The organism is Vibrio sp. 10N.286.51.E5, from assembly GCF_041469125.1.
Taxonomy (GTDB): domain Bacteria; phylum Pseudomonadota; class Gammaproteobacteria; order Enterobacterales; family Vibrionaceae; genus Vibrio; species Vibrio crassostreae_C.
Genome location: NZ_JBFRJZ010000004.1, coordinates 109,929 through 132,110, shown reverse-complemented (window position 1 = coordinate 132,110; position 22,182 = coordinate 109,929). Strand labels below are relative to the sequence as shown.

Genomic DNA, 22,182 nt, shown 5'->3' with positions numbered 1-22,182 from the left:
GCCAGAGCCAGAGCCAGAGCGCCAATTTTCGAGTCACCACTCAAGCTACGCAGAAATACGCGCGGCTGAGTTTGAGGTTCCTAACCTTGAAGATGTTCAGAAACTACTCAGCCGTTTAGAGGCGACCAATGTTGTTGATGAACTGAACCTTGATGAGTTGATGGATCAGAACACCCAGAAAATCGCCCAGCAAGCAGACATGCAAATGTTTGATGCCGCGGTTGAGTCTGTTCAAGTGTTCGAAGAGCCAGAGATTCAGGATTGGAATCTTCCAGAACCCGATTTATCAATTGTTGTAGAGCCACCTGTTGAATCGCAGCAAATTGAAGAGTTACAAGCTGAATCGTTGGAGACGGAACAAGTAGAAGTTAAGGCTGTTGAGCCTGAACTTGATGTTCCTGATCCCGAGACAGTTATTGAACCCGAAACTCAAGCAGGAGGTGCTGACCAGTTTACCTCTTGGGAAAGTACGGTTCGCAAAGAAGACTTTCAAGTCTTGTATTTTGATGTAAACGGCGTGACCTTTGCGGTGCCACTTGATGAGCTTGGCGGCATCCATCGCCTTGAAGAGTTAAGTCATATCATTGGTAAGCCAGCTTGGTATTTGGGTTTACAAACCAACCGTGATAGTCAGCTAGATGTGGTCGACACCGCAAAATGGGTGATGTCTGAGAAACTATCAGGTGACGAATACAAAGAAAACTATCAATATATAGTGATGCTTGGAGAGAGCTTGTGGGGCCTGGCGGGCACAGAGCTCAAAGGCACCGAGCTACTTAATACAGACAAAGTACGTTGGCGAGAAATGGCAGGGAAACGCCCATGGCTCGCTGGTATGGTAAAAGAAAAAATGTGTGCTTTGATTCATGTTGAAGCATTAATCGCCATGCTAAACGCAGGGCTAGATGTAAAAGCATTAAGCTAGTAATAAGCATTGGGCTAACAATAAGCATCAAGTTAATAATAGTGGTCGGTAACGACGGCAAGAGGATTATCTATGTCTCATATGAGTGAAGTTGAAGTAAGAAAAGAGCAAACGAATGATGAAGTACTTCAATGGGTGACTTTCCAGCTAGAAGAAGAAACTTACGGCATCAACGTAATGCAAGTACGTGAAGTACTACGTTACAGCGAAATTGCTCCAGTACCGGGTGCTCCAGATTACGTTCTAGGTATTATTAACCTACGTGGTAACGTTGTTACTGTTATCGACACTCGTTCTCGCTTTGGTTTGATGCAAGGTGAAATCACAGACAACACTCGTATCATCGTTATTGAATCTGAGCGTCAAGTAATTGGCATTCTAGTAGATAGCGTTGCTGAAGTGGTTTACCTGCGTTCTTCTGAAATCGACACAACGCCAAGTGTTGGTACTGATGAAAGTGCTAAGTTCATCCAAGGTGTAAGTAACCGAGATGGCAAGCTACTTATCTTAGTAGATCTAAACAAACTACTAAGCGAAGACGAATGGGATGAGATGGCTCACCTGTAATGTTTGAAGCGCTTCCTTTAAGCCCTGTCGCTCTGATATCAGGCGTTGGGGTTTTTACGTTATTTATCCTGATTTTGATTAGCAAAGTAAAACGTGCGATTCAAAAGCAGCTCGATCAGTCACGCCTGCAAGTTCGTAACTTGGACAAAGAGCTTCAAAAATCGAGTAAGCAATTACTTGAGGTTCGCTCTGTTGTGGTTGGCCTTGGCCAGAAAGTGACTGAACAACAAGATCTTATCAAACATTTGAATGAACGTATTGTTGAGCTGGAACATGCGGATACCGATGGACGTTTGTACACACGTGCAACGAAAATGGTTCAGCTTGGCGCTGGGATTAACGAGTTAATTGAAGAATGTGAATTACCCAAAGCAGAAGCTGAGCTGATGATGTCTCTGCAGAACAAGCTTGCTGGTAAAGAGAAAATTCCTTCATTACGAAGCGACCCTTCATCGTACGATCAGCAACCCGATGCCTCTCGCGATCGCAGAGACCCGCCTCGACGTCGTTAAATTGAGCGCTTAATTCGTATTGAGCAATTGATGTTTATTACGTATTCCTCTTAAAAGAAGCTTCGGCTTCTTTTTTTATGCCTGTCCGATCTATATAGAACGATGTTTATAAGTGCTTGTATCTACGACAATATCTTGTTTGTTGATGAAAATGTGTAAATTGTGATGAGGTGGTAACAGTTTCTTACCGACTTTGTTCTATCGAAAACGCCTAGTCCTGTTTTGTCACCATGTTGGTGTGCTACTATAGCGCTCTCATTACTCGACTAAATTTACCTATGCTAGAAGTCTCAAATTTAACTGCTATTCGTGACGACAGGATTCTGTTTGAATCGTTGTCTTTTCAATTGAAACCAGGTGAGCTGGTTCAAGTTGAAGGTCGTAACGGTACCGGGAAAACGACACTCCTTAGGATTATTACTGGCTTAGGCGATCGCGATGACGGCACTATCTCTTGGGACGGTGAGCCTATTGAATCGAGTCGAGATGTTTATCATCAAAATTTACTTTTTCTTGGTCACCAAACAGGCGTAAAGCGCGAGCTTAGTGCTTATGAGAATCTGAGCTTTTATCAGTCGATTCACAGTGGCGGTACCAGCAAAGAAGAGCTTTATCACGCGCTGGCTCAAGTCGGGCTTGCGGGCAGAGAAGACGTACCTGCGGGGCAACTTTCAGCAGGCCAACAACGCCGAGTTGCGTTGGCTCGCCTTTGGTTGAGCAAGCAAATGTTGTGGATTCTTGATGAGCCGCTGACTGCCATTGATAAGCAGGGCGTGAAAGTTCTCGAATCTCTTTTTTCTCAGCATGCAGACAACGGTGGCATTGTGTTGTTAACCACACACCAAGATATGTTTGCTGATAGCCCGAAACTAAGAAAAATAAAGTTGGGTGAGTAATATGATCTCTTCAATGACCACGATTATCCGACGCGAACTGCTTATCGCGTTTCGACGTCAAGCGGATATCTTTAACCCTTTGTGGTTCTTCATCATTGTTATCACGCTTTTCCCTTTGAGTATTGGCCCAGAGCCAAACCTACTTGCGCGTATTGCTGCGGGTATTGTTTGGGTGGCCGCTTTGCTCTCTGCATTGCTCTCTTTAGAGCGTCTTTTCCGTGATGATTTTCAAGATGGCGCCCTTGAACAGATGATGCTGATGCCAATCCCGTTGCAGTTGGTAGTATTGTCCAAAGTCATAGCACACTGGTTGTTGACCGGGTTACCATTGATTTTAATCAGCCCATTATTGGCTGTTTTGTTGTCTTTAGATTTTGATACATGGCTCTCAGTTGTGTTGACCTTGCTGGTAGGAACACCCGCATTGAGTTTTATTGGTGCGATTGGTGTTGCGTTAACCGTTGGGTTACAGAAGGGCGGAGTCCTGTTAAGCCTGTTAATCTTGCCGCTTTACATCCCCATTTTAATCTTCGCGACGTCAGCAATTGACGCTGCGGCTTTGGGCGTTGCATACAACGGTCAATTGGCGGTGCTTGGGGCAATGTTAATGGGTGCGATGACTATGACGCCTTTTGCGATCAGTGCCGCACTTAGAGTAAGTGTGAACTGATTGGGGTTCCGTTATCGTATAGCCAATGTGAACCAAATGTGTCGATTGGACTCATAGAGTCAATAAAACTGAAAGCAAGACAAATAAAATTATTATAATTATAGCTTTAATAGCTGTAAGCAATATGAAGTAAGAGTGAGATTATAACATGTGGAAATGGCTCCATCCCTATGCCAAAGCAGAAACCTCTTATCAGCTTGCTGGTAAACTTTTGCCATGGTTTTCGATCCTAGCGCTATTGTGTCTATCCGTCGGTACCGTGTGGGGGCTTGCATTTGCGCCTTCTGATTACCAACAAGGCGATAGCTTCCGTATCATCTACATCCATGTTCCGTCTGCAATCTGGTCGATGGGCGTTTACATGTCGATGGCGATTGCTGCCTTTATCGGTTTGGTATGGCAGGTAAGGCTATCAGACATGGCCGCACTGGCGATGGCACCGATTGGCGCTGTGTTTACCTTCATTGCGTTACTAACTGGCGCAGTTTGGGGTAAACCAATGTGGGGTGCTTGGTGGGTTTGGGATGCGCGTTTAACCTCAGAGCTGATTCTTCTATTCCTATACTTGGGTGTGATCGCACTACACCACGCTTTTGACGACCAAAAAACAGCAGCGAAAGCGGCAGGCATTTTGGCTATCGTTGGTGTCATCAACCTCCCTATCATTCACTTCTCTGTAGAGTGGTGGAATACACTTCATCAAGGCGCGACCATTACTAAGTTCGCAAAACCTTCGATCTCAAGTGACATGCTATGGCCGCTTCTTCTTAACATCTTCGGCTTCGCTTTCTTCTTTGGCGCTTTAACCATGATTCGTTTCCGTAACGAAATCATCAGTAAAGAAAGTCACCGTCCATGGGTTCGCAAGCTTGCGGCTGAAAAAGCGTAGTAGGGTAGGTAATTATGTATTTTGAATCTTTGAGTGATTTCTTAGCCATGGGAGGTTATGCCTCGTATGTCTGGAGTGCATTTGGAATCACATTCCTCGCGATGATCATTTTACTGGTCGTAAGCGTTCGTCGTGGTAAGCAATTACTAAATGAAGTACAAGCTAAGATTGATCGTCAGGCTCGTATCGATGCAGCAAAAAATATGGAGAACACTCTATGAACCCAAGACGTAAAAAGAGGCTGGGCATTGTCTTAGCGATCTTTTTTGGTATCAGTGCGACTGTTGGATTGATGGTTTACGCACTTAACCAGAACATGGATCTGTTCTACACACCAACTGAGCTGGTCAACGGCAAAGATGGTAAAAAACCTGAAGTTGGTCAACGCCTACGTATTGGTGGCATGGTCGTAGTCGGCTCTGTAAGCCGTGACAATGAATCACTACGTGTAAGCTTTGATTTGCAAGATGTAGGCCCTAAAGTAACGATTCTATACGATGGCATCCTTCCTGATCTTTTCCGTGAAGGCCAAGGTATTGTTGCTCAGGGTGTGCTTAAAAATGCAACGACAATCGAAGCGTTTGAGGTGTTGGCAAAGCACGATGAAGAGTACATGCCTTCTGAAGTTGCGGAAGCAATGAAGAAAACCCATGAGCCTTTGCAATACACGACTGAACAAAAAGAAGGAAATGCTCAATGATAGCCGAGATCGGCCATTTTGCGATGATCTTGTCCTTGGGACTTGCATTGCTGCTAAGCGTGCTCCCATTGTATGGAGCCGCTCGAAATAACACATTATTGATGAACAGCGCACGACCGTTGTCGTGGGGTATGTTCGGATTCTTAGCGATTTCGTTCTTTATCTTGTGTTACGCGTTTTACACAAATGATTTTACGATTCAATACGTAGCAAGTAACTCAAACAGCCAACTACCTTGGTACTACCGAATTACGGCGGTTTGGGGTGCGCACGAAGGTTCATTACTGCTTTGGGTTCTCATCCAAGCGGGTTGGACTGTAGCAGTAGCGACATTCAGTCGTGGTATGCCTCAAGAGTCTGTGGCTCGCGTTTTGGCTATCATGGGTTTGATTACTGTCGGCTTCTTGCTGTTCATTATCGTAACGTCTAACCCGTTCCTACGTACATTGCCTTTCTTCCCTGTAGATGGCCGCGACTTGAACCCACTACTGCAAGACCCGGGTTTGATTATTCACCCGCCAATGCTTTACATGGGTTATGTAGGTTTCTCGGTAGCGTTCTCTTTCGCCATCGCTTCTCTAATGAGTGGTCGTTTAGATACGGCATGGGCTCGTTGGTCTCGTCCTTGGACAATCGCAGCTTGGTTATTCCTAACAGTAGGTATCGCACTAGGCTCTTGGTGGGCTTACTACGAACTTGGCTGGGGTGGCTGGTGGTTCTGGGATCCAGTAGAAAACGCTTCATTCATGCCTTGGTTGGCTGGTACTGCGCTGATGCACTCACTAGCGGTAACAGAAAAGCGTGGCACATTTAAAGCTTGGACAGTATTGCTGGCTATCTCTGCATTCTCGCTAAGCTTACTAGGTACATTCTTAGTTCGTTCAGGCATCTTGGTATCGGTTCACGCGTTTGCGTCGGATCCTGCTCGCGGTATGTTTATCCTAGGTTTCCTAGTCTTCGTTATCGGTGGTTCACTGCTGTTGTTTGCTATTAAAGGCGCATCGGTTCGTGTTCGTGGTAACTTCGATCTGGTTTCTCGTGAAAACGCACTGCTTGGCAACAACATCTTATTGATTGCAGCCCTAGTGGTTGTGTTAGTAGGTACGTTATTACCACTAGTTCACAAACAGTTAGGCTTGGGATCGGTATCTATCGGTGCACCATTCTTTGACATGTTGTTCTTCTGGTTAATGATCCCGTTCTCGTTCCTGCTTGGTATCGGTCCTCTGATCCGATGGAAACGTGACAACCTGTCTAAGCTTGTTAAACCAATGCTGATTTCAGGTGCACTCTCACTTGGCTTGAGTGCGCTAATGGTTGCTCTACTGGCTGACCGCTTCAGTGGTACTGCGTTTGCTGGTTGGGTAATGGCGTTCTGGATCATCTTCATGCACGGCTTTGAGCTGCATGAGCGTGCGACTCACCGTCATACATTCTTGAAAGGTCTAACTAAGCTACCTCGTAGCCACTGGGCAATGATGTGTGGTCACATAGGTTTAGCCGTGACAGTGATTGGTATCGCGATGGTGCAAAACTACAGCATCGAACGTGATGTACGTCTGGCGCCAGGTGAAAGCTACCAGCTTGAAGAATACAGCTTCCTGTTTACAGGGGTTCGTGACAAAGATGGTCCTAACTACGATGGTTACATTGCTGACTTTGAAATTACTAAAGAAGGCAAATACATCAACACGCTTCACGCTGAAAAACGTTTCTACACCACAGCTAAGTCTATGATGACAGAAGCAGCGATTGACCGTGGCGTAACGCGCGACCTTTACATTGCAATGGGTGAACGTTTAGACGACAACAAATCTTGGGCTGTACGTATCTACTACAAACCATTTGTACGTTGGATCTGGGCAGGTTCTTTGATTATGTCGATTGGTGGCGCTATTGCTATCAGTGACCGTCGTTACCGTTTCCGTAAGCCAATGAAAAAGTCGGCTGAAGAGCAGGAGGCTTAATTCGAATGAACAAGAAGATTTTATTCATTCCATTGATTGCGTTCATGGTTCTAGCTGGAATCTTTGCAACGCAATTAATGCGCAACCAGTCGGGCGATGACCCAACTAAGCTAGAATCCGTATTGATTGGTAAGCCTGTTCCTGAGTTTGGTCTAGAAGACTTAGAACAACCAGGTAAGTTTCATGATCAAGCGATCTTTAAAGGCGAGCCACTGCTTCTTAACGTGTGGGCGACTTGGTGTCCTACTTGTTATGCAGAGCACTCTTACCTGAACAAGCTTGCGGATCAAGGCGTTAAGATCATTGGTCTTAACTACAAAGATGATCGCAACAAAGCGGTTGGTTGGCTAAAAGAGTTGGGTAACCCGTACCTAATTAGCCTGTTTGATGGTAATGGCATGCTAGGCCTTGACCTTGGCGTGTATGGCGCACCTGAAACTTTCCTAATCGATGCTAACGGCGTAGTTCGCTACCGCCATGTTGGTGACGTGAACCCAACCAACTGGGCATCGACGCTTGAGCCGATGTATCAAGAGTTGTTGGAGGAATCGAAATGATTAGAAAGGCACTGATTACTCTATTCGCTACGTTCGCAATTTCAGCGACTGTTTCTGCTGCGCCTATCGAGTTCCATGAATTTGATACCGTAGATCAAGAACAGCAGTTTAAAGAGTTGAGTAATACGCTACGTTGCCCTAAATGTCAGAACAACACGATTGGTGATTCGAATGCTGAGCTAGCGGTCGACTTACGCCAAAAAGTGTACGAGATGACAAAAGACGGCAAGTCTGAGCAAGAAATTATTGATTACATGATTGCTCGTTACGGTAATTTTGTAACGTACAACCCGCCACTGACCTTAGCTACATCGATCCTTTGGATTGGTCCGTTTGCGGTTGTTGTGTTTGGATTTGGTTTGATTATTTTACGAAGCAGAAAGTCAAAATCAAAAGCAGCAGTAGAGTCAGATAAAGACTGGGATGCAGACAAAGAAGCTCGCTTAAAAGCGTTACTCGATGAAGAGAACGACGGAGATAAGAAGTAATGACTCTATTTTGGATTTCTACCATTATCCTTTCGCTAGCGGCAATTTTCTTAATTGTTCTGCCTTTCATTAACAAGAAGGCAAACAATGACGAGATGCTTCGCGACGAGTTGAATAAAGCGTTCTATAAAGACCGTCTTGTCGAGTTAGAAGTAGAAGCAGAGGAAGGTCTTGTTGATAACCAACAAGAACTGATCGCTGATTTGAAACAGTCTCTGCTTGATGATGTTCCTGCACAAGAAGAGATGAAGAAAACTCAAATCTCTACGCTTGGTGTGGTTGTACCGTCGATCATTCTTGTCGTGGCTGTGACTTATGGTATGTACTTTAAGTTCGGTGCATTGGACAAAGTTCAACACTGGCAAGAAGTGAGCTCGAACCTTCCTGAGTTGTCTAAAAAGCTAATGTCATCGGAAGGTGGTGCACTAACGGATGATGAACTGGAAGATTTGACTCTGGCGCTTCGTACTCGTCTGCATTACCAACCAAAAGATTCAACAGGTTGGTTACTACTCGGTCGTATTGCACTGGCTAACCGTGATGCTGAAACAGCAAAAGATTCTATGGAGCGAGCTTACAAGCTTGAACCTAAGAATGAAGATGTTCAGTTAGGTTTCGCACAAGCACTGATGCTTTCTCCTGATGAAGCTGATCAAAACCAAGCTCGTTTGATTTTGAGCCGTTTGATTCAAAACGATTACGTTGACCTTCGTGTGTTCTCACTGCTTGCGTTTGATGCGTTTGAGCGTCAAGACTACCCAGGTGCGGTGAAGTACTGGAGCATCATGCAGCAGATGATTGGTCCACAAGACAGTCGCTATGAAATGCTTTCGCGCAGTATTGAAAGTGCTCAGAAGAAAATGGGCGACAATATGGGTGTCGACCAAGGTAAGACTGTTGCTGTAACGCTCGATCTATCTGCAGACGTGAATGCTGACCCTAACTCAGTGTTAATTGTTTCAGTACACAGAGCAGATGGTTCTCCAATGCCTATCGCAGCCGCTCGTTACCCACTAGGGACTTTCCCTCGTACTGTTGTTCTAGATGACGGCAACAGCATGCTGGAAGGACAAGAGCTGTCTAGCCTTGAAACTCTGATGGTTAGAGCTAGGCTTGATACAGACGGCAACGTTTCAACTCGCGAAGGCGATTGGTACGGTGAAAGTGAAGTGGTTGAACTGGGTGCTCCAGTTACCATTGATATCAATAAGCAATATTAATCATCACTTTGCATAGGTGTTAGCTATTCCGATTTGCAGATAAACGGTATAGACTTAGCCAAACAATTGAGGCCAGCGATTGCTGGCCTTTTTTATTATTTGAATTCCTTATGGAAAAGGTGATATGTCTGTCAGTGTTTTAAGACTCTCGAGTTTACTTTTTATCGCAAGCTTAACGGTTGGGTGTTCAAGCGCGCCGGACGAAAGTGTTGACGATGATAACCTCGAAACCTCTGAATACGTCGAAGAGTCCCACCCCAATGATCCTTTTGAAGGTTTCAACCGAGCGATGTGGGATATCAACTACGAATATCTAGATCCTTACTTAGTTCGCCCTGTTTCCCTCGCTTATGTTGACTACACCCCTGTGCCAGTACGTTCTGGTATATCCAATTTTCTAGCCAACTTAGACGAACCATCAAGCATGGTGAATAACCTTATTATGGGCAATGGTGAAAAAGCACTCGACCATTTCAATCGTTTTTGGATTAACTCAACGATTGGTTTGTTAGGCTTAATCGATATTGCCAGCGAAGCGGGGATCACCAAATACGATGATAAGTCGTTCTCTGATGCGATTGGTCATTACGGGGTAGGGAATGGTCCCTACTTCATGGTGCCGGGTTATGGCCCAATAACAACGCGTGAAGTAACTGAAACCGTTGATGGTATGTATGTGCCTCTGTCTTTCTTGAACTTCTGGGCTAGCTTAGGAAAGTGGGCATTCGAAGGCATGGAAACTCGTGCTCAGTTAGTGTCACAAGAAGCGCTGTTGGATGACTCGCCAGATCCATATGCGTTAACGCGAGATGTTTATATTCAACGTCGTGATTTCAAAGCCGAGATTGAACCTGAAGAAGTCGATCTGGAAGAAGAAGATTTCATTGACGGATACCTAGAAGATTACTAGATATAAGATTTTGAATAACTGATAAAAGAAAGGCTTGATGTTGAAAATAACATCGAGCCTTTTTTATATTTGCTACTTTAGATTAAGTAACCAGATTAGAAACGGTAGTTAGCTTGGATACCTACTAGCCAAACATTACCAGTCGTTGTGCCGATAAATTGACCGCCAACAGCTTCGGCTGCATCGTCAGATGCGTAACCACGAGATTCTGTGATTGGAGCATCTTTAGCAATGATGTAAGTAAAGCCAGCATCCAATGAAAGCTGTTCAGACCATTGGTAACCAGCACCAACACTTAACCATGTGCGATCAGTTTCTGGAATAGTGATAGTACGGTTTTTGTCGCTAACTGCAGAAGTATCGTAAGCTACACCAGTACGTAGTGCTAGTTTTGGGTCAACTTGGTAAGTTGCACCTAAAGCAAGGCGGTAGTTATCTTCCCAGTTTTCAACTTTAACTGTATGGCTGCCATATGTGTTCAGTTCTGCTTGAAGCTTCTCGAAAGAGCTCCAATCAGTCCAGTTGAAACTAGCGTGAACTGCCAATGCTTTTGTTAGTTGATGGAAACTTGCAAGTTCTGCTGTTGCAGGAAGTGCTAATATCATATGGCCGTTGTCACGTTGACCTGGTGTCATGCCAAAACCAATGCCTTCTGCGTGACCTTCTAATTTTAGTTCAACCTCAGACTTGTAAGCAAAACCGATGCGGTGGTCTTCGTTGATCTGCCACGCTGTACCTACTTGCCAACCCCAAGCTGTATCATCGCCTTCCATATATTTCAATGTAGTACCAGCAGGAACGGAGATTGGCATTTTATTTGAGTCTAGTGCGACTGCGTTTTTTGCTGGTGCTGTTGCGCCAAAGCTACCTTCACCCATAACGTAACGAATGCCACCACCAATGCTAACTTGCTCAACAATTTGGTAAGCAAAGTTTAGGTTAGCTTCTTTAGTGATTACGCTTGCTTCGTTACCGAAATGAGAAGCATTGAAGTCATCTCCTAGATTAGTTTCCATGCCGTAGTTTGTGCCAAATGCAAAACCGACAGCGAACTTTTCATTATAACGGTGAGAAATGTAAAGATTCGGGATAATAGCGTCATCTGCGAAATCGTTTGAAGATGCTTGGCTTGTACCTATAGCAGGGTGAGCGTGGTTTACTTCACCTTTAACATCAATGTTAGGGTTAACGTAGATACCACCAACAGAAACCTGAGTACCTTCTAGGTAAGTCAGCATGGCAGGGTTACGCCATTGTGCGTCTGCGCCGTCAGCCATTGCAGCTTCACCAGCGTATGCGCGGCCAAGGCCTGTTGCTGAGTATTCTGCTAGTTGAAAACCTGCCGCGTGAGTGACGGTAGAAGTCGAAAGTAGTCCAACTGCCACTGCAGCAGATAGAAGAGTCTTATTCATTTTCATTATTATGTTCGCTGAATCATAAGTATTTAGTGGCGTGATTCTACGTTTAGAGTCATTGCTTTAAAAATGAAATTCGAATAAAACAGTGTTTTAGGGATTTAATGAGTAAATGTGTTTAATTATTAGAGAAATAATCTAAATGTTTCTGCTGTGTTGCGAAGTTTGAGCGTACACTTGTAGTCATATATTGACCTTGCAGGCTACAGTTGTAAGCTTAAATTGATGTAGGTCAGTGGTTTAGGCAATAAAAAAGGGTCGCATTATGCGACCCTTTGAGGTTTATAACCTAGCTTTTATTAGAAGCTACGGCTGTACTGTAGACCCATTAGGATTGCATCTGCACGAGTTGTTGCTGAAATTGACGAAACAACAGAAGTTGATTCATTAACTTTAACATCGTCGCCCATTAAGTATGTGAAACCAAAGTCTACGTTTGACGCTTCGTTGATGTGGTATGTGAAACCAGCTGAGAACCATTGGCGATCTGAATCTGGAACTGAAACCGAAGTGACTTCATCTTGTGCACTTGTGTCATACATGTAGCCGGCACGAAGTGTCCAATCGCGATTCATGTAATATGTACCACCTAGAGAGTAGTGCATACCATTCTGCCATTCGTAATTGTTTAGAACACCTGCTTTGTCTGCTTCTAGCTTGTCAAATGAGCTCCAACCAATCCATTGCACTGAGTAATGAACTGCGAATTTAGTATCTTCAATCTTGTGGAAACCAGAGAACTCAACCATATCAGGTAGAGGCATATGAAGAGTATCATCTTTATATTCAGTGTCTTGGTAGCTGATATCGCCTTCAGCTTCAAGTTTCGGAGAGTAGTGGTAAGCCAAACCAAAACGGTTATTTTCATTTAACTCGAAAACAGTACCAAGGTTAAAGCCTAAAGCCCAGCCATCGGCTTCAGCGTCAAGGACCGTTTGCCCTGGTTGTGGTAAAGGAAGCGGGATCCCGCCTGTGCCTGACTCTGAGCTCATTGTTCGTTTTAGCTCGCCTTTACCGTAAATTAGATCAAGTCCAGCGCCAAAGCTCCATTGCTGGTTTAAACGGTACGAACCAGCTAGGCCAAAGTTAACACTTTTTACATCTGTTAATCCGCCGTATTCACCACCTACATAGCTATCGCTGAATTCAGTTTTAGTACCAAAGTTTGAATAAGCGTTGAAGCCTACAGCAAATTTTTCATTGATCGGTACGATTAGGTGAATGTTTGGTGCAATAGAAGTACCACCTGCGTCGTCATAGCTAGCATCGTGAGTACCGCCCGTAAAGCCAGTATAAGTAGCATCTTTAACTTCAATCATAGAAGTGATGCTTTCAAAACCAAGAGATAGCTCAGTTTTGTCAAATAGTGCCATTGCTGCAGGGTTACGTGCCATTACTGACGCGTTATCTGCGATTACGGCGTCACCAGCGAAAGCACGGCCGATACCGGTAGCTGATTGTGCGTTAAGTTGGAAACCTGCTGCCATCGCTTGCGAAGACGCCAGTGTAATTGTTACTGCTAAAAGAGACTTTTTAAACAGACGCGTGTTGTTGGTAGTCATTCATTTATTCCTTTATATATCCGCCTCTACAGGGCGATTAATTTGAGCAATTGCTCAATGGTGGCTGATCCTATTCGCAAGTATACGATATACAAATCCGACCATTGGGAATTTTGAGTGGAAAATTATGGAAATGACGCCTATCTGGCACGAAAATGGTGTGAAATGCTGTTTTTTAGAGTTTTAACTCTAGAGGTATTGATGGTGTGAATGGTTTTGTGATTTATTTATAAATAAAGCCCAGCAATATCAGTAATATAATTGCTGGGCCTTATGTGACGGGGCTTTAAGAGCGAATCAGCTCATTGGTTTGATCATTTTTGTCAGCTTTTCGGCGATTTTGGAAACATCCTCACCATTTTCACCCACAAGGATTAAGCTGCTGCCATCTACGGGTGTTACCGAGCCGGACATGCCTTTTTCATCAAAATCGATAGGTTTGTCTGTTGGAATACCGGTTAAAAACAGTGTTACTTTGCCTTTTGCGCCTTGGAAGACCATATGTACTGCGTTGGATTTACCAAAGCCACAGTGGTTTAGGTAATAAACATGGTAAGGGAAAGCGTCATCAAACTGAAAAGCAAATGGGTTCATTTTTGCGTTGATCTGCTGCGATGTAACCTGTTCATCGATGCTACTAACAAAGCTCTTCTCATCAACAACATGCTTCATCGCTGTATCAACTAAACTAGCTTGCGCAGGTGAAACGAATGCATTTCCCCAATTCACTTGGCCAACTAATAAACCTGCAACGAATGCTACTGAGGCGGCCATTGCCATTGCTCGTCTCGCAAACGTTGGCCTTACTACTTTGCTTTCTTCGCTTGAGGTCTGATTGAACAGAATACGATCAGCAAGATCGTCTGGCACATCCACATTCATCGCAGAGTGGATCTGTTTATCAAGCGCTAGTACATCGTCTAAGAAGTTACTATTGGCTTCGCTATTCGCGGTCGCATCAACAATATCTTGTGTACGTTGTTTAGGTTCCGACAATACACGACGACGAAATTCCAAATCATCCATTATGTTGCCCCCTCTCTGCCTCTTCTGTATCCAACAGCTCTTTCAACTGATTTCGAGCTCTGAATAAACGTGTCATCACCGTGTTTTTGTTGAGATCGAGAATATCGGCAATCTCATCACCACTAAAACCACCAATCACTTGCAAGAAGAGAGGTTCACGGTAATCAATTTCAAGTTTCATGATCTGGGCTTGCAACCACTGATGCTGATGGTGCGGGTCATCACTGACACTAGCATCGTTACCGTGATCGTCGATATCAACCAGATCAAACTGTTTGCGTTCAAAACGTCGAGCGTTCTCGCGTCTCAAGATGGTAATCAGCCAAGATTTGGCGGCTTTTTCATCTTGAAGGCTATCGAGTGACTTCCATGCACGAAGGCAAGTTTCTTGAACTAAGTCTTCGGCAATGCTTTTGTCTTTGCATAACCAATAGGCGTAGCGAAAGAGGTCACGATGATAGGCGCGCACAAGTGCTTCGTATTTTCTTTGTTTGTCCATATCAGAGTTGACCGGACGCTTGGCTGTTTTCTTTCCAAACATTTTTATTATTGACACACGAGCCTCCATAATTGCTCTGCGTATAGCTGTCCTCTATACTTTGTGCTTCGTTTTTATATTTTTAGAGCTAACGATCGGCAGGAAATCGTAAAATTACATTAAAATTGATCTACTTCAAAATCTAAGGCCTCGAACTCGTTATAGTACACCTTGTCGTCTAGTTAGTCATTCGTGGCTAGCATGTTGAGCAAGACGACACTTCCTTTTGAAGGCTGACTTTACTTTCTCCTAATCAGGAAACTGATTATTTCAATTGGCGCTAAGTTAATTGCTTTATATACATTCCGACCACACAGCTTTGTGTGGTTTTTTTTTGCCTCAAGAAAACCATTCCCTACACAGCGATAACAGTCTTTGCTTACAATAGTTTAGTCTCTTACGGCAACCTTTCCCCCAAAAAGGTTCGCCTGAATGCGCAGTTATATTTTCAAACAGTGAGATACTCGTATCACGTTTATTTAAACGCTCGTTTGATTTAATTAACAACTTCTTTACAATGCTCCAGGTCAGACCTCTTAACTTTAAGGAGAAACCATGGGCAAACAGGAAGTCAAAACGCGTTCTGGAGAACGTGTTGCCGTTGTCGCTGGATTACGAACCCCATTCGCTCGTCAGAGCACAGAATTTAGCCAAGTGCCTGCGGTTGACCTAGGCAAAATGGTTGTGAGCGAAATGCTTGCAAGAACGGATGTTGATCCTGCGCTTATCGAACAAGTTGTGTTCGGCCAAGTCGTGCAAATGCCAGAAGCGCCGAACATTGCGCGTGAAATCGTGTTGGGCACAGGTATGGACATCAATACCGATGCCTACAGTGTGACACGAGCATGTGCGACCAGCTTCCAAGCGGCAGTCAACGTGACCGAAAGCATTATGGCTGGCACGATTGATGTCGGTATTGCGGGCGGTGCGGACTCTTCTTCTGTATTGCCTATCGGTGTATCGAAAAAGTTGGCGGCAAATCTATTAGCGCTGAGCAAAACGAAAACTATGGGTCAAAAGCTGAAGATTCTTAAAACGCTTTCCGTAAAAGATTTGATGCCAGTACCACCTGCAGTTGCAGAGTACTCGACCGGTTTATCCATGGGACAAACGGCTGAGCAGATGGCGAAGACGCATGGTATTACTCGCGAAGCTCAAGATGCACTTGCTCACCGTTCTCATTCTTTGGCTTCTCAAGCATGGAAAGAAGGCAAGATTAAAGACGAAGTGATGACGGCATTCCCGGCACCTTACAAAAAGTATCTAGCGGAAGACAACAACATTCGCCACGACTCAACGGTTGAAGGTTACGCTAAGCTGCGTCCTGCTTTTGATAGAAAGTACGGCAGTGTAACGGCAGCCAATGCTACGCCTCTTACCGATGGCGGTGCAGCAGTGATGTTGATGCGCGAAGGTAAAGCGAAAGAACTAGGCTTAGAAGTGCTTGGTTATATTCGTGGTTATGCGTTTTCAGCGATTGGTGTTGAAACAGATATGCTGATGGGCCCGACTTACGCGACCTCACAAGTATTAAAGAACACCGGTTTAGAGTTGTCAGACCTTACACTGATCGAAATGCACGAAGCATTCGCTGCCCAAGTTTTGGCTAACGTGAAAATGTTCGCAAGCGATGAGTTTGCACAGAAGAATCTTGGCCGCGATAAAGCGATCGGTGAGATTGATATGGAGAAGTTCAACGTGCTGGGTAGCTCGATTGCTTACGGACATCCGTTTGCAGCGACTGGCGCGCGCATGATGACTCAAACATTACGTGAACTGAAACGTCGCGGTGGCGGCTTGGCACTGAACACAGCTTGTGCGGCTGGTGGTTTAGGTGCTGCAATGATCTTGGAGGTAGAATAATGTCTACGACTCTTGATGCAACAACAGAAAACGAAACAGTCGCTCAACCAGATTCAACGTCTGCGACTGAATCAACTAAAAAGAAAGCGACAGCATTTACTCTCAATATCGATGAGCAAGATATTGCTTGGTTAGCGATTGATGTACCAAACGAGAAAATGAACACGCTGCAAGCGGCTTTTGCTGAAGAAATGAAAGCCATCTTCGAGCAACTCAAAGAAAAGCAAAGCCGAGTTAAGGGCCTAATCGTTCATTCTCTTAAGCCAGATAACTTTATCGCTGGTGCTGATGTAAGAATGCTTGATGCGTGTAAAACGGCTGACGAAGCACAGTCTCTGGCTCGCCAAGGGCAGGAGATGTTCCAAACGCTTTCTGAACTACCGTACCCAGTAGTCGCAGCGATTCACGGCCCATGTTTAGGTGGTGGTTTAGAGCTTGCACTGGCGTGTGATTACCGTGTATGTACCGATTCAGATAAGACTCGCGTTGGTCTGCCAGAAGTACAGTTAGGTCTGTTACCAGGCTCTGGCGGTACACAGCGTCTACCTCGCCTTATTGGTTTGCTGCCATCTCTTGACCTAATCCTTACGGGTAAGCAACTGCGCGCTAAGAAAGCGAAATCGCTCGGTGTTGTCGATGCTTGTGTGCCTGAAACTATCCTGCTTGAAGTCGCTAAAAGCTTTGTTGAAAAGAATACGGGCAGTAAAAAAGGTAAGCGCCTTGCGTCGAAAAGCCAAGCGTCGACCAAAGAAAAGCTGATTTCACGTAACGGCCTTGGTCGTAAAGTGATTTTTGAACAAGCTTCTAAGAAGACCAATCAGAAAACACGCGGCAATTACCCAGCAGCGGATGCGATTTTAGACGTGATTCGTTATGGCCTTGAGAACGGCTTTGATAAAGGTCTTCAGTATGAAGCGAAGCGTTTCTCAGAACTGGTTATGACTTCAGAGTCTAAAGCCCTTCGTTCGATTTTCTTTGCAACCACGGAAATGAAAAAAGAACACGGCGCAGACGCAGAACCCAAAGCGGTTAAGCGTGTTGGTGTGCTAGGCGGTGGTCTTATGGGCGCAGGCATCAGCCATGTCAGTGTTGCTAAGGCGAAAGTGCCTGTACGCATTAAAGACGTATCAAATGAAGGTGTACTGAACGCGCTTAACTACAACTTCAAGTTGTTCGATAAGCAGCGTAAGCGTCGCATTCTGAGCCGAGCGGGCCTTGAAAGTAAGATGCTTCAACTGTCTGGTGGTATCGATTTTACGAGCTTGAATCACACCGATGTGGTGATTGAAGCGGTATTTGAAGACCTCGACCTTAAGCAGTCAATGGTTGCGGACATCGAAGCCAATGCCAAGCCAGAGACTATTTTCGCGACGAATACGTCTTCATTGCCGATCCATAAGATTGCGGAGAAGGCGCAGCGACCAGAAAACGTGGTCGGTCTTCACTACTTCAGCCCAGCCGAAAAAATGCCGCTAGTAGAAGTTATCCCTCATGAAACTACGTCAGAAGAGACGATTTCTACGGTTGTTGCATTAGCGAAGAAGCAAGGTAAAACGCCGATTGTTGTGAAAGACACGGCTGGTTTTTATGTGAACCGTATTCTTGCTCCGTACATGAACGAAGCAGCGCATTTACTGCTAGCGAACGAGCCGATTGAAAAGCTCGACAGCACGTTATTGGACTTCGGTTTCCCGGTTGGTCCTATCACTTTATTAGATGAGGTGGGTGTTGATATCGGTGCGAAGATCATTCCGATTTTAGTGAATGAGCTTGGCGATCGTTTCCAAGGTCCTGATGTGTTCGATATTCTTTTGAATGACAATCGTAAAGGCCGCAAGAGTGGTAAAGGTTTCTACACTTACAAAGGCAAGAAGAAGGAAGTGGATAAGTCAGTTTACAAGCTGCTTAAGCTGCAACCAGATCCTAAGTTGAGCGATAACGATATCGCGATGCGCTGTGTGTTACCTATGCTAAACGAAGCGGTTCGTTGTCTAGACGACGGCATTATCCGCAGCCCTCGTGATGGTGATATCGGTGCGATTTTCGGTATCGGTTTCCCGCCATTCCTAGGTGGTCCGTTCCGTTATATGGATCAAATCGGCATTAAGTCACTGGTTGAGATGATGAACGATTTCGCTAAGAAGTACGGTGATCGTTTCGCGCCATGTGATGGCCTACTGACACGTGCTGGATTGGGTGAGTCTTTCTACAAGTAACTCTCTAACTCATTGATTAAGAAGCCCGTATCAAGCAATTGATGCGGGCTTTTCTGTTTTATGAACGAGTGTGAAAGGAATGAGATTCCCGACTCAGTCGTTCCTCCTTCTCGGGAATGAGGATTGAGAGATAAAAAGTAAGTTATTGCGTTGATTAGAAAGGTGGTCAAACACACGTCAATCAAAACTACCGTCATCTCCTAAAGCGACGAAGGAGCGTAATAGGAGATCTGCTTTTGGGCTGCATCCAATAAAAAAGGTTGATGCTTTCACATCAACCTTATGATTTTCATTCCAGCTTTATCAGCCTAGCTCAGTATCTTTCGGGCGTAACTGAAACTCATCAATAGAGCCAATTTCAACACCTGCTGACAGCTTCTCTTCCTCATTATGAGCATTACCGTGAGCATGCATAATCAGGCGATTTGCCGTGCGTGGTTTTAGCTGACTGACCACAAAACGCATCATGTCAGAGCGAGTTAACCCTTTAAGGTCTTCTAATACGCGCTCTCTTTGGTTGAACTCAACATCCTTATTGCCTATCGCAACCCATAAGCGCTGAGCACGCCCTCGCAAAGTCGTATCTGGTGTCGAAATCTGATTCCATAGGCCGCGCTTACTGCTGTGCCATTGATAGTCGTTAAGCTCTAACAGCACCATGTAAAAGGCATTGAGGAACTCATCTATCGAGGCTAACAAGTCAGCAGGGGCTGCATTCGGTGATTGCACATACAACACAATACCAGGGTGTCGGTTGAGCGGCATATTGCCAGTACCGACCATGTAACCTAGCTGCTGCTTGGTTCGTATCTCATGGAAGAAAGTGGCCGACATCAAATGGTTTGCCAATGAATACAGCGCGATATTTTTAGGTGAAATATCAGGGCATTGGTAATAAACCACAATTGCTGAATCATCTTGGTTACACACCACTTCACGTTGGAAGCTGCCGTTTTCACCGAGCATGATGAGCGGACGCAGTGATTCTTCGTAAGCCTGATCTTGAACACGCAGTGCATCTTTTAGCGTTTCAGCCATCTTGTGTGCATCGGCTTTTTTCCAGTCGCCATACACAAACATCTCAACATGAAGTTCCGCCAAGATTGCTTGAACAAAAGAGGAGAGCTCATCGACCTCTATCGTTTCTAGGGCTTCAATTAACACGGAATAAGGCGGGTTATTTGGTTGAAGTATCCCAGTCATTGCATTAAACAACTGCGAAATAGGGCGATCTTGCGACGCGTTGTTCCAGTTTCTGAGCAATTGATGCTTGATGGTTTCGAAGCGTGTTGGACTAAAGTCACGTGCTTGGAAACGTTCAAGAATCATATTGAGCAGTTGTGGCTGTTTCTCGCTAAACCCGGACAGAGTGAGCGTTACACCGCCCTGATGGGTGTACATGTTGTAGCCCATTCCGGCGATTTCAGCCTGATACGTATCTTTTTCGAGTGAGTCTAAGAACATCTCTACGCACAAGCGTGTTTTAACGATATTTCTTGGGCTAGCGACTGAGTGCGGGCTATCGATAGCAACATACACCACACCTTTTGGCACCCGGAATTGATGGTCTTGCAGATGCCATAGCTTAAAGCCATCGAGCTCTTCTAACAGTTGTGGGAACTTAGCGTCACCTTCGAGTTCAGTCGGGTCTAGATCGTAGCAAATAAATGGGTTTTTGCTTGGGAGTTCAAACTGCCAACCGGGGTTAATGCACGTAAAGCATTGAACTTGTTCAGCGCTAAAAGGTGTGACCGAGTAGGGCGTAAAGTACCACTTCGCTTCCCTGTCATACTCGAATCCCTGAGCAACAATGGTTGCCCGCATGTTGTCGACGGTTAAGTAAGGCAGCAAAGCACGCTGTAATTCGTCATCGAAATGCGACATTTTGTAATCGCCATACACCACATCTTGCTCTTGGTAGTGCTGCATGTTGATAACAAGGTGGCTGACCACATCAAGCGGTCTTGCTGGCTCTTGAAAGCGGAAAGCAGACTCTAAAACGGCGCGTTTTTCTAGGTAGCGCCACTCTTCTATGCCTTGTTGTTCGACTAACTTGATGTACTGAAATATAGCTTGGATGATGTTATCGGTTTTGGTTAAACCTTCTATGGTCAATGAGCAACTGACTGTGAAATCACGGTAGTTACTGCCACTCGCGCCACCACCCGCAGAGAGGGATGTTATCCAACCTTTCTCTTTAAGTTGCATCATCAAACTGCCTTCACCTTCGTAACCTAAAAGGTGGGCAAAGAACGACAATGGTTTAACGCCATAGTGCTCGTCCATGCTTGGCATAGGGAAGGTTAAGATCAGTTTGCGAACTTCTTTAATTGGCTCAACGCGGACTTGAACGCCGGTGCTTAACTCGCCAACAATTGGTACTTCAACCTTCTTGCCTTGTAGGTTGTGATTGGTGATCGAGCTAAAGCGATCCTCAACCCAGTTTTGCATTTCATCTAAAGATTGATTGCTAGACAATGTCAGCGTCATTAAGTCAGCAGAGTATTGTTGCTGGTGGAAAGCTAAGATCTCTTGTCGAATCGTCTCGCCGTTTCTGTCGCCCAACGTATCGATATTACCGACAGAAAACTTCGAGAATGGGTGATTGTGATTCACCAGTTCTTTGGTAACTTGGTACAAGCGTCGCGAATCGTCGTTGAGTTTCATCTTGTATTCGGAATCAACGGCTTGGCGTTCTTTATCTAATGCTTCTTCGTTGAACAGCGGAGCGGTAAAAAATTGGCTGAAGCGATCGAGTGCGGTTTCAAAGGCATTCAATTCAACATCAAAAAAGAAGCAGGTATGTTCTGTTCCTGTCCAAGCATTGTTGCTGCCGCCATGTTGGCTGATAAAACTTTGGAACTCTCCGACCTTTGGATACTTTTCAGTTCCTAAAAATAGCATATGCTCTAAGTAGTGAGCTAAACCCTCTCGGTCTGTAGGGTCATCAAAATGCCCCACATTGACGGCTAATGCGGCTGCTGCTTTTTGAGCATTTTGATCTTGAACTAACAGTACACGTAACCCGTTATTTAAGGTTATGTAGCGGTATTGATGTTCATCATTTGGGCTTAAGTGCACAGGAGCATCTCCAGAGAAGGTGGTTTTTAAATTATGTACCCGATGATTCGGCGTGCAAACCTTGTGATCATATTTTGGGATATGAAGTGCTTTTTGGTGATTTCTAAATCACTTTTATCGATTTTTATCAGTAATTTATTTTCTTTTAACAAGATTGTTAAGAAAGTCGAACTCTTTAGC

20 protein-coding genes are annotated in these 22,182 nt (G+C 44.8%); 15 read left to right on the top strand and 5 right to left on the bottom strand.

Annotated elements, in window-relative coordinates:
• The 13 genes from AB4161_RS00935 to AB4161_RS00875 form a co-directional block, all read left to right on the top strand.
• Positions 1-925 (top strand): chemotaxis protein CheW (locus AB4161_RS00935; protein WP_372082571.1); only part of this gene is annotated, 925 nt, incomplete at its 5' end.
• Positions 926-997: 72 nt separating this feature from the next.
• Complete coding sequence (locus tag AB4161_RS00930) at positions 998-1,492, top strand: chemotaxis protein CheW (RefSeq protein WP_017064109.1); 495 nt, start codon at positions 998-1,000, stop codon at positions 1,490-1,492.
• Entirely contained in the window at positions 1,492-2,004 is a 513-nt protein-coding gene (locus AB4161_RS00925) for a DUF2802 domain-containing protein (RefSeq protein ID WP_017060660.1), read from the top strand. Before AB4161_RS00930 ends, AB4161_RS00925 begins: the two co-directional genes overlap by 1 nt.
• A gap of 278 nt (positions 2,005-2,282) precedes the next feature.
• On the top strand, positions 2,283-2,900 hold the full coding sequence (ccmA, locus tag AB4161_RS00920; RefSeq protein ID WP_372082570.1) for a cytochrome c biogenesis heme-transporting ATPase CcmA: 618 nt from the start codon (positions 2,283-2,285) through the stop codon (positions 2,898-2,900).
• 1 nt (position 2,901) lies between these two features.
• On the top strand, positions 2,902-3,570 hold the full coding sequence (gene ccmB, locus AB4161_RS00915; RefSeq protein ID WP_017060658.1) for a heme exporter protein CcmB: 669 nt from the start codon (positions 2,902-2,904) through the stop codon (positions 3,568-3,570).
• 148 nt (positions 3,571-3,718) lie between these two features.
• Complete coding sequence (locus AB4161_RS00910) at positions 3,719-4,459, top strand: heme ABC transporter permease (protein WP_017068974.1); 741 nt, start codon at positions 3,719-3,721, stop codon at positions 4,457-4,459.
• A gap of 14 nt (positions 4,460-4,473) precedes the next feature.
• Positions 4,474-4,680, top strand: a complete 207-nt coding sequence (ccmD, locus tag AB4161_RS00905; protein WP_017060656.1) for a heme exporter protein CcmD — start codon at positions 4,474-4,476, stop codon at positions 4,678-4,680.
• Entirely contained in the window at positions 4,677-5,159 is a 483-nt protein-coding gene (gene ccmE / locus AB4161_RS00900; RefSeq protein WP_017064106.1) for a cytochrome c maturation protein CcmE, read from the top strand. Before ccmD ends, ccmE begins: the two co-directional genes overlap by 4 nt.
• A complete protein-coding gene (locus AB4161_RS00895; protein WP_372082568.1) occupies positions 5,156-7,126 on the top strand; it encodes a heme lyase CcmF/NrfE family subunit in 1,971 nt (656 codons plus the stop codon). Before ccmE ends, AB4161_RS00895 begins: the two co-directional genes overlap by 4 nt.
• A gap of 5 nt (positions 7,127-7,131) precedes the next feature.
• Complete coding sequence (locus tag AB4161_RS00890; RefSeq protein WP_017060653.1) at positions 7,132-7,683, top strand: DsbE family thiol:disulfide interchange protein; 552 nt, start codon at positions 7,132-7,134, stop codon at positions 7,681-7,683.
• Positions 7,680-8,171 carry a cytochrome c-type biogenesis protein gene (locus AB4161_RS00885; protein ID WP_065583667.1) on the top strand — a complete coding sequence of 164 codons (492 nt, stop codon included), beginning with the start codon at positions 7,680-7,682 and terminating at the stop codon, positions 8,169-8,171. Before AB4161_RS00890 ends, AB4161_RS00885 begins: the two co-directional genes overlap by 4 nt.
• Positions 8,171-9,391 (top strand): c-type cytochrome biogenesis protein CcmI, encoded by a 1,221-nt coding sequence (gene ccmI, locus AB4161_RS00880; protein ID WP_136982081.1) that lies wholly within the window; start codon positions 8,171-8,173, stop codon positions 9,389-9,391. Before AB4161_RS00885 ends, ccmI begins: the two co-directional genes overlap by 1 nt.
• A gap of 124 nt (positions 9,392-9,515) precedes the next feature.
• Positions 9,516-10,301, top strand: coding sequence for a VacJ family lipoprotein (locus AB4161_RS00875; RefSeq protein WP_372082566.1), 786 nt, complete (start codon positions 9,516-9,518; stop codon positions 10,299-10,301).
• Between the two features lie 95 nt (positions 10,302-10,396).
• Here AB4161_RS00875 and AB4161_RS00870 read toward each other — a convergent pair whose 3' ends face one another.
• From AB4161_RS00870 to AB4161_RS00855, 4 genes are all read right to left on the bottom strand, one after another.
• Positions 10,397-11,719 (bottom strand): outer membrane protein transport protein, encoded by a 1,323-nt coding sequence (locus AB4161_RS00870; protein ID WP_061024962.1) that lies wholly within the window; start codon positions 11,717-11,719, stop codon positions 10,397-10,399.
• Positions 11,720-12,015: 296 nt separating this feature from the next.
• Positions 12,016-13,278 (bottom strand): outer membrane protein transport protein, encoded by a 1,263-nt coding sequence (locus AB4161_RS00865; protein ID WP_372082565.1) that lies wholly within the window; start codon positions 13,276-13,278, stop codon positions 12,016-12,018.
• Positions 13,279-13,575: 297 nt separating this feature from the next.
• Positions 13,576-14,304 carry a DUF3379 domain-containing protein gene (locus AB4161_RS00860; protein WP_017060647.1) on the bottom strand — a complete coding sequence of 243 codons (729 nt, stop codon included), beginning with the start codon at positions 14,302-14,304 and terminating at the stop codon, positions 13,576-13,578.
• Positions 14,297-14,845 carry a sigma-70 family RNA polymerase sigma factor gene (locus AB4161_RS00855; protein WP_017060646.1) on the bottom strand — a complete coding sequence of 183 codons (549 nt, stop codon included), beginning with the start codon at positions 14,843-14,845 and terminating at the stop codon, positions 14,297-14,299. The genes AB4161_RS00860 and AB4161_RS00855 overlap by 8 nt, the downstream gene beginning before the upstream one ends.
• Before the next feature lie 552 nt (positions 14,846-15,397).
• Between AB4161_RS00855 and fadI the strand changes: the two genes are divergently transcribed.
• Complete coding sequence (gene fadI / locus AB4161_RS00850; RefSeq protein WP_048607862.1) at positions 15,398-16,705, top strand: acetyl-CoA C-acyltransferase FadI; 1,308 nt, start codon at positions 15,398-15,400, stop codon at positions 16,703-16,705.
• A complete protein-coding gene (gene fadJ / locus AB4161_RS00845) occupies positions 16,705-18,921 on the top strand; it encodes a fatty acid oxidation complex subunit alpha FadJ (protein WP_372082563.1) in 2,217 nt (738 codons plus the stop codon). Before fadI ends, fadJ begins: the two co-directional genes overlap by 1 nt.
• Positions 18,922-19,224: 303 nt before the next feature.
• On the opposite strand, the gene AB4161_RS00840 is transcribed toward fadJ, so the two are convergent.
• The gene (locus AB4161_RS00840) at positions 19,225-22,002 is read right to left on the bottom strand and encodes an insulinase family protein (RefSeq protein ID WP_372082562.1); all 2,778 of its coding nucleotides are present in this window, start codon (positions 22,000-22,002) and stop codon (positions 19,225-19,227) included.
• Positions 22,003-22,182 lie beyond the last annotated feature (180 nt).

Bases quoted from the DNA above. Each gene is read 5' to 3' on its own strand.
- AB4161_RS00925 (WP_017060660.1), top strand. From the start codon at position 1,492: ATGTTTGAAGCGCTTCCTTTAAGCCCTGTCGCTCTGATATCAGGCGTT.
- ccmA (WP_372082570.1), top strand. From the start codon at position 2,283: ATGCTAGAAGTCTCAAATTTAACTGCTATTCGTGACGACAGGATTCTG.
- AB4161_RS00895 (WP_372082568.1), top strand. From the start codon at position 5,156: ATGATAGCCGAGATCGGCCATTTTGCGATGATCTTGTCCTTGGGACTT.
- AB4161_RS00890 (WP_017060653.1), top strand. From the start codon at position 7,132: ATGAACAAGAAGATTTTATTCATTCCATTGATTGCGTTCATGGTTCTA.
- AB4161_RS00910 (WP_017068974.1), top strand. From the start codon at position 3,719: ATGTGGAAATGGCTCCATCCCTATGCCAAAGCAGAAACCTCTTATCAG.
- ccmE (WP_017064106.1), top strand. From the start codon at position 4,677: ATGAACCCAAGACGTAAAAAGAGGCTGGGCATTGTCTTAGCGATCTTT.
- AB4161_RS00865 (WP_372082565.1), bottom strand. From the start codon at position 13,278: ATGACTACCAACAACACGCGTCTGTTTAAAAAGTCTCTTTTAGCAGTA.
- fadJ (WP_372082563.1), top strand. From the start codon at position 16,705: ATGTCTACGACTCTTGATGCAACAACAGAAAACGAAACAGTCGCTCAA.
- AB4161_RS00855 (WP_017060646.1), bottom strand. From the start codon at position 14,845: ATGTTTGGAAAGAAAACAGCCAAGCGTCCGGTCAACTCTGATATGGAC.
- AB4161_RS00860 (WP_017060647.1), bottom strand. From the start codon at position 14,304: ATGGATGATTTGGAATTTCGTCGTCGTGTATTGTCGGAACCTAAACAA.
- ccmI (WP_136982081.1), top strand. From the start codon at position 8,171: ATGACTCTATTTTGGATTTCTACCATTATCCTTTCGCTAGCGGCAATT.
- fadI (WP_048607862.1), top strand. From the start codon at position 15,398: ATGGGCAAACAGGAAGTCAAAACGCGTTCTGGAGAACGTGTTGCCGTT.
- ccmB (WP_017060658.1), top strand. From the start codon at position 2,902: ATGATCTCTTCAATGACCACGATTATCCGACGCGAACTGCTTATCGCG.
- AB4161_RS00870 (WP_061024962.1), bottom strand. From the start codon at position 11,719: ATGAAAATGAATAAGACTCTTCTATCTGCTGCAGTGGCAGTTGGACTA.
- AB4161_RS00930 (WP_017064109.1), top strand. From the start codon at position 998: ATGTCTCATATGAGTGAAGTTGAAGTAAGAAAAGAGCAAACGAATGAT.
- AB4161_RS00875 (WP_372082566.1), top strand. From the start codon at position 9,516: ATGTCTGTCAGTGTTTTAAGACTCTCGAGTTTACTTTTTATCGCAAGC.
- AB4161_RS00885 (WP_065583667.1), top strand. From the start codon at position 7,680: ATGATTAGAAAGGCACTGATTACTCTATTCGCTACGTTCGCAATTTCA.
- ccmD (WP_017060656.1), top strand. From the start codon at position 4,474: ATGTATTTTGAATCTTTGAGTGATTTCTTAGCCATGGGAGGTTATGCC.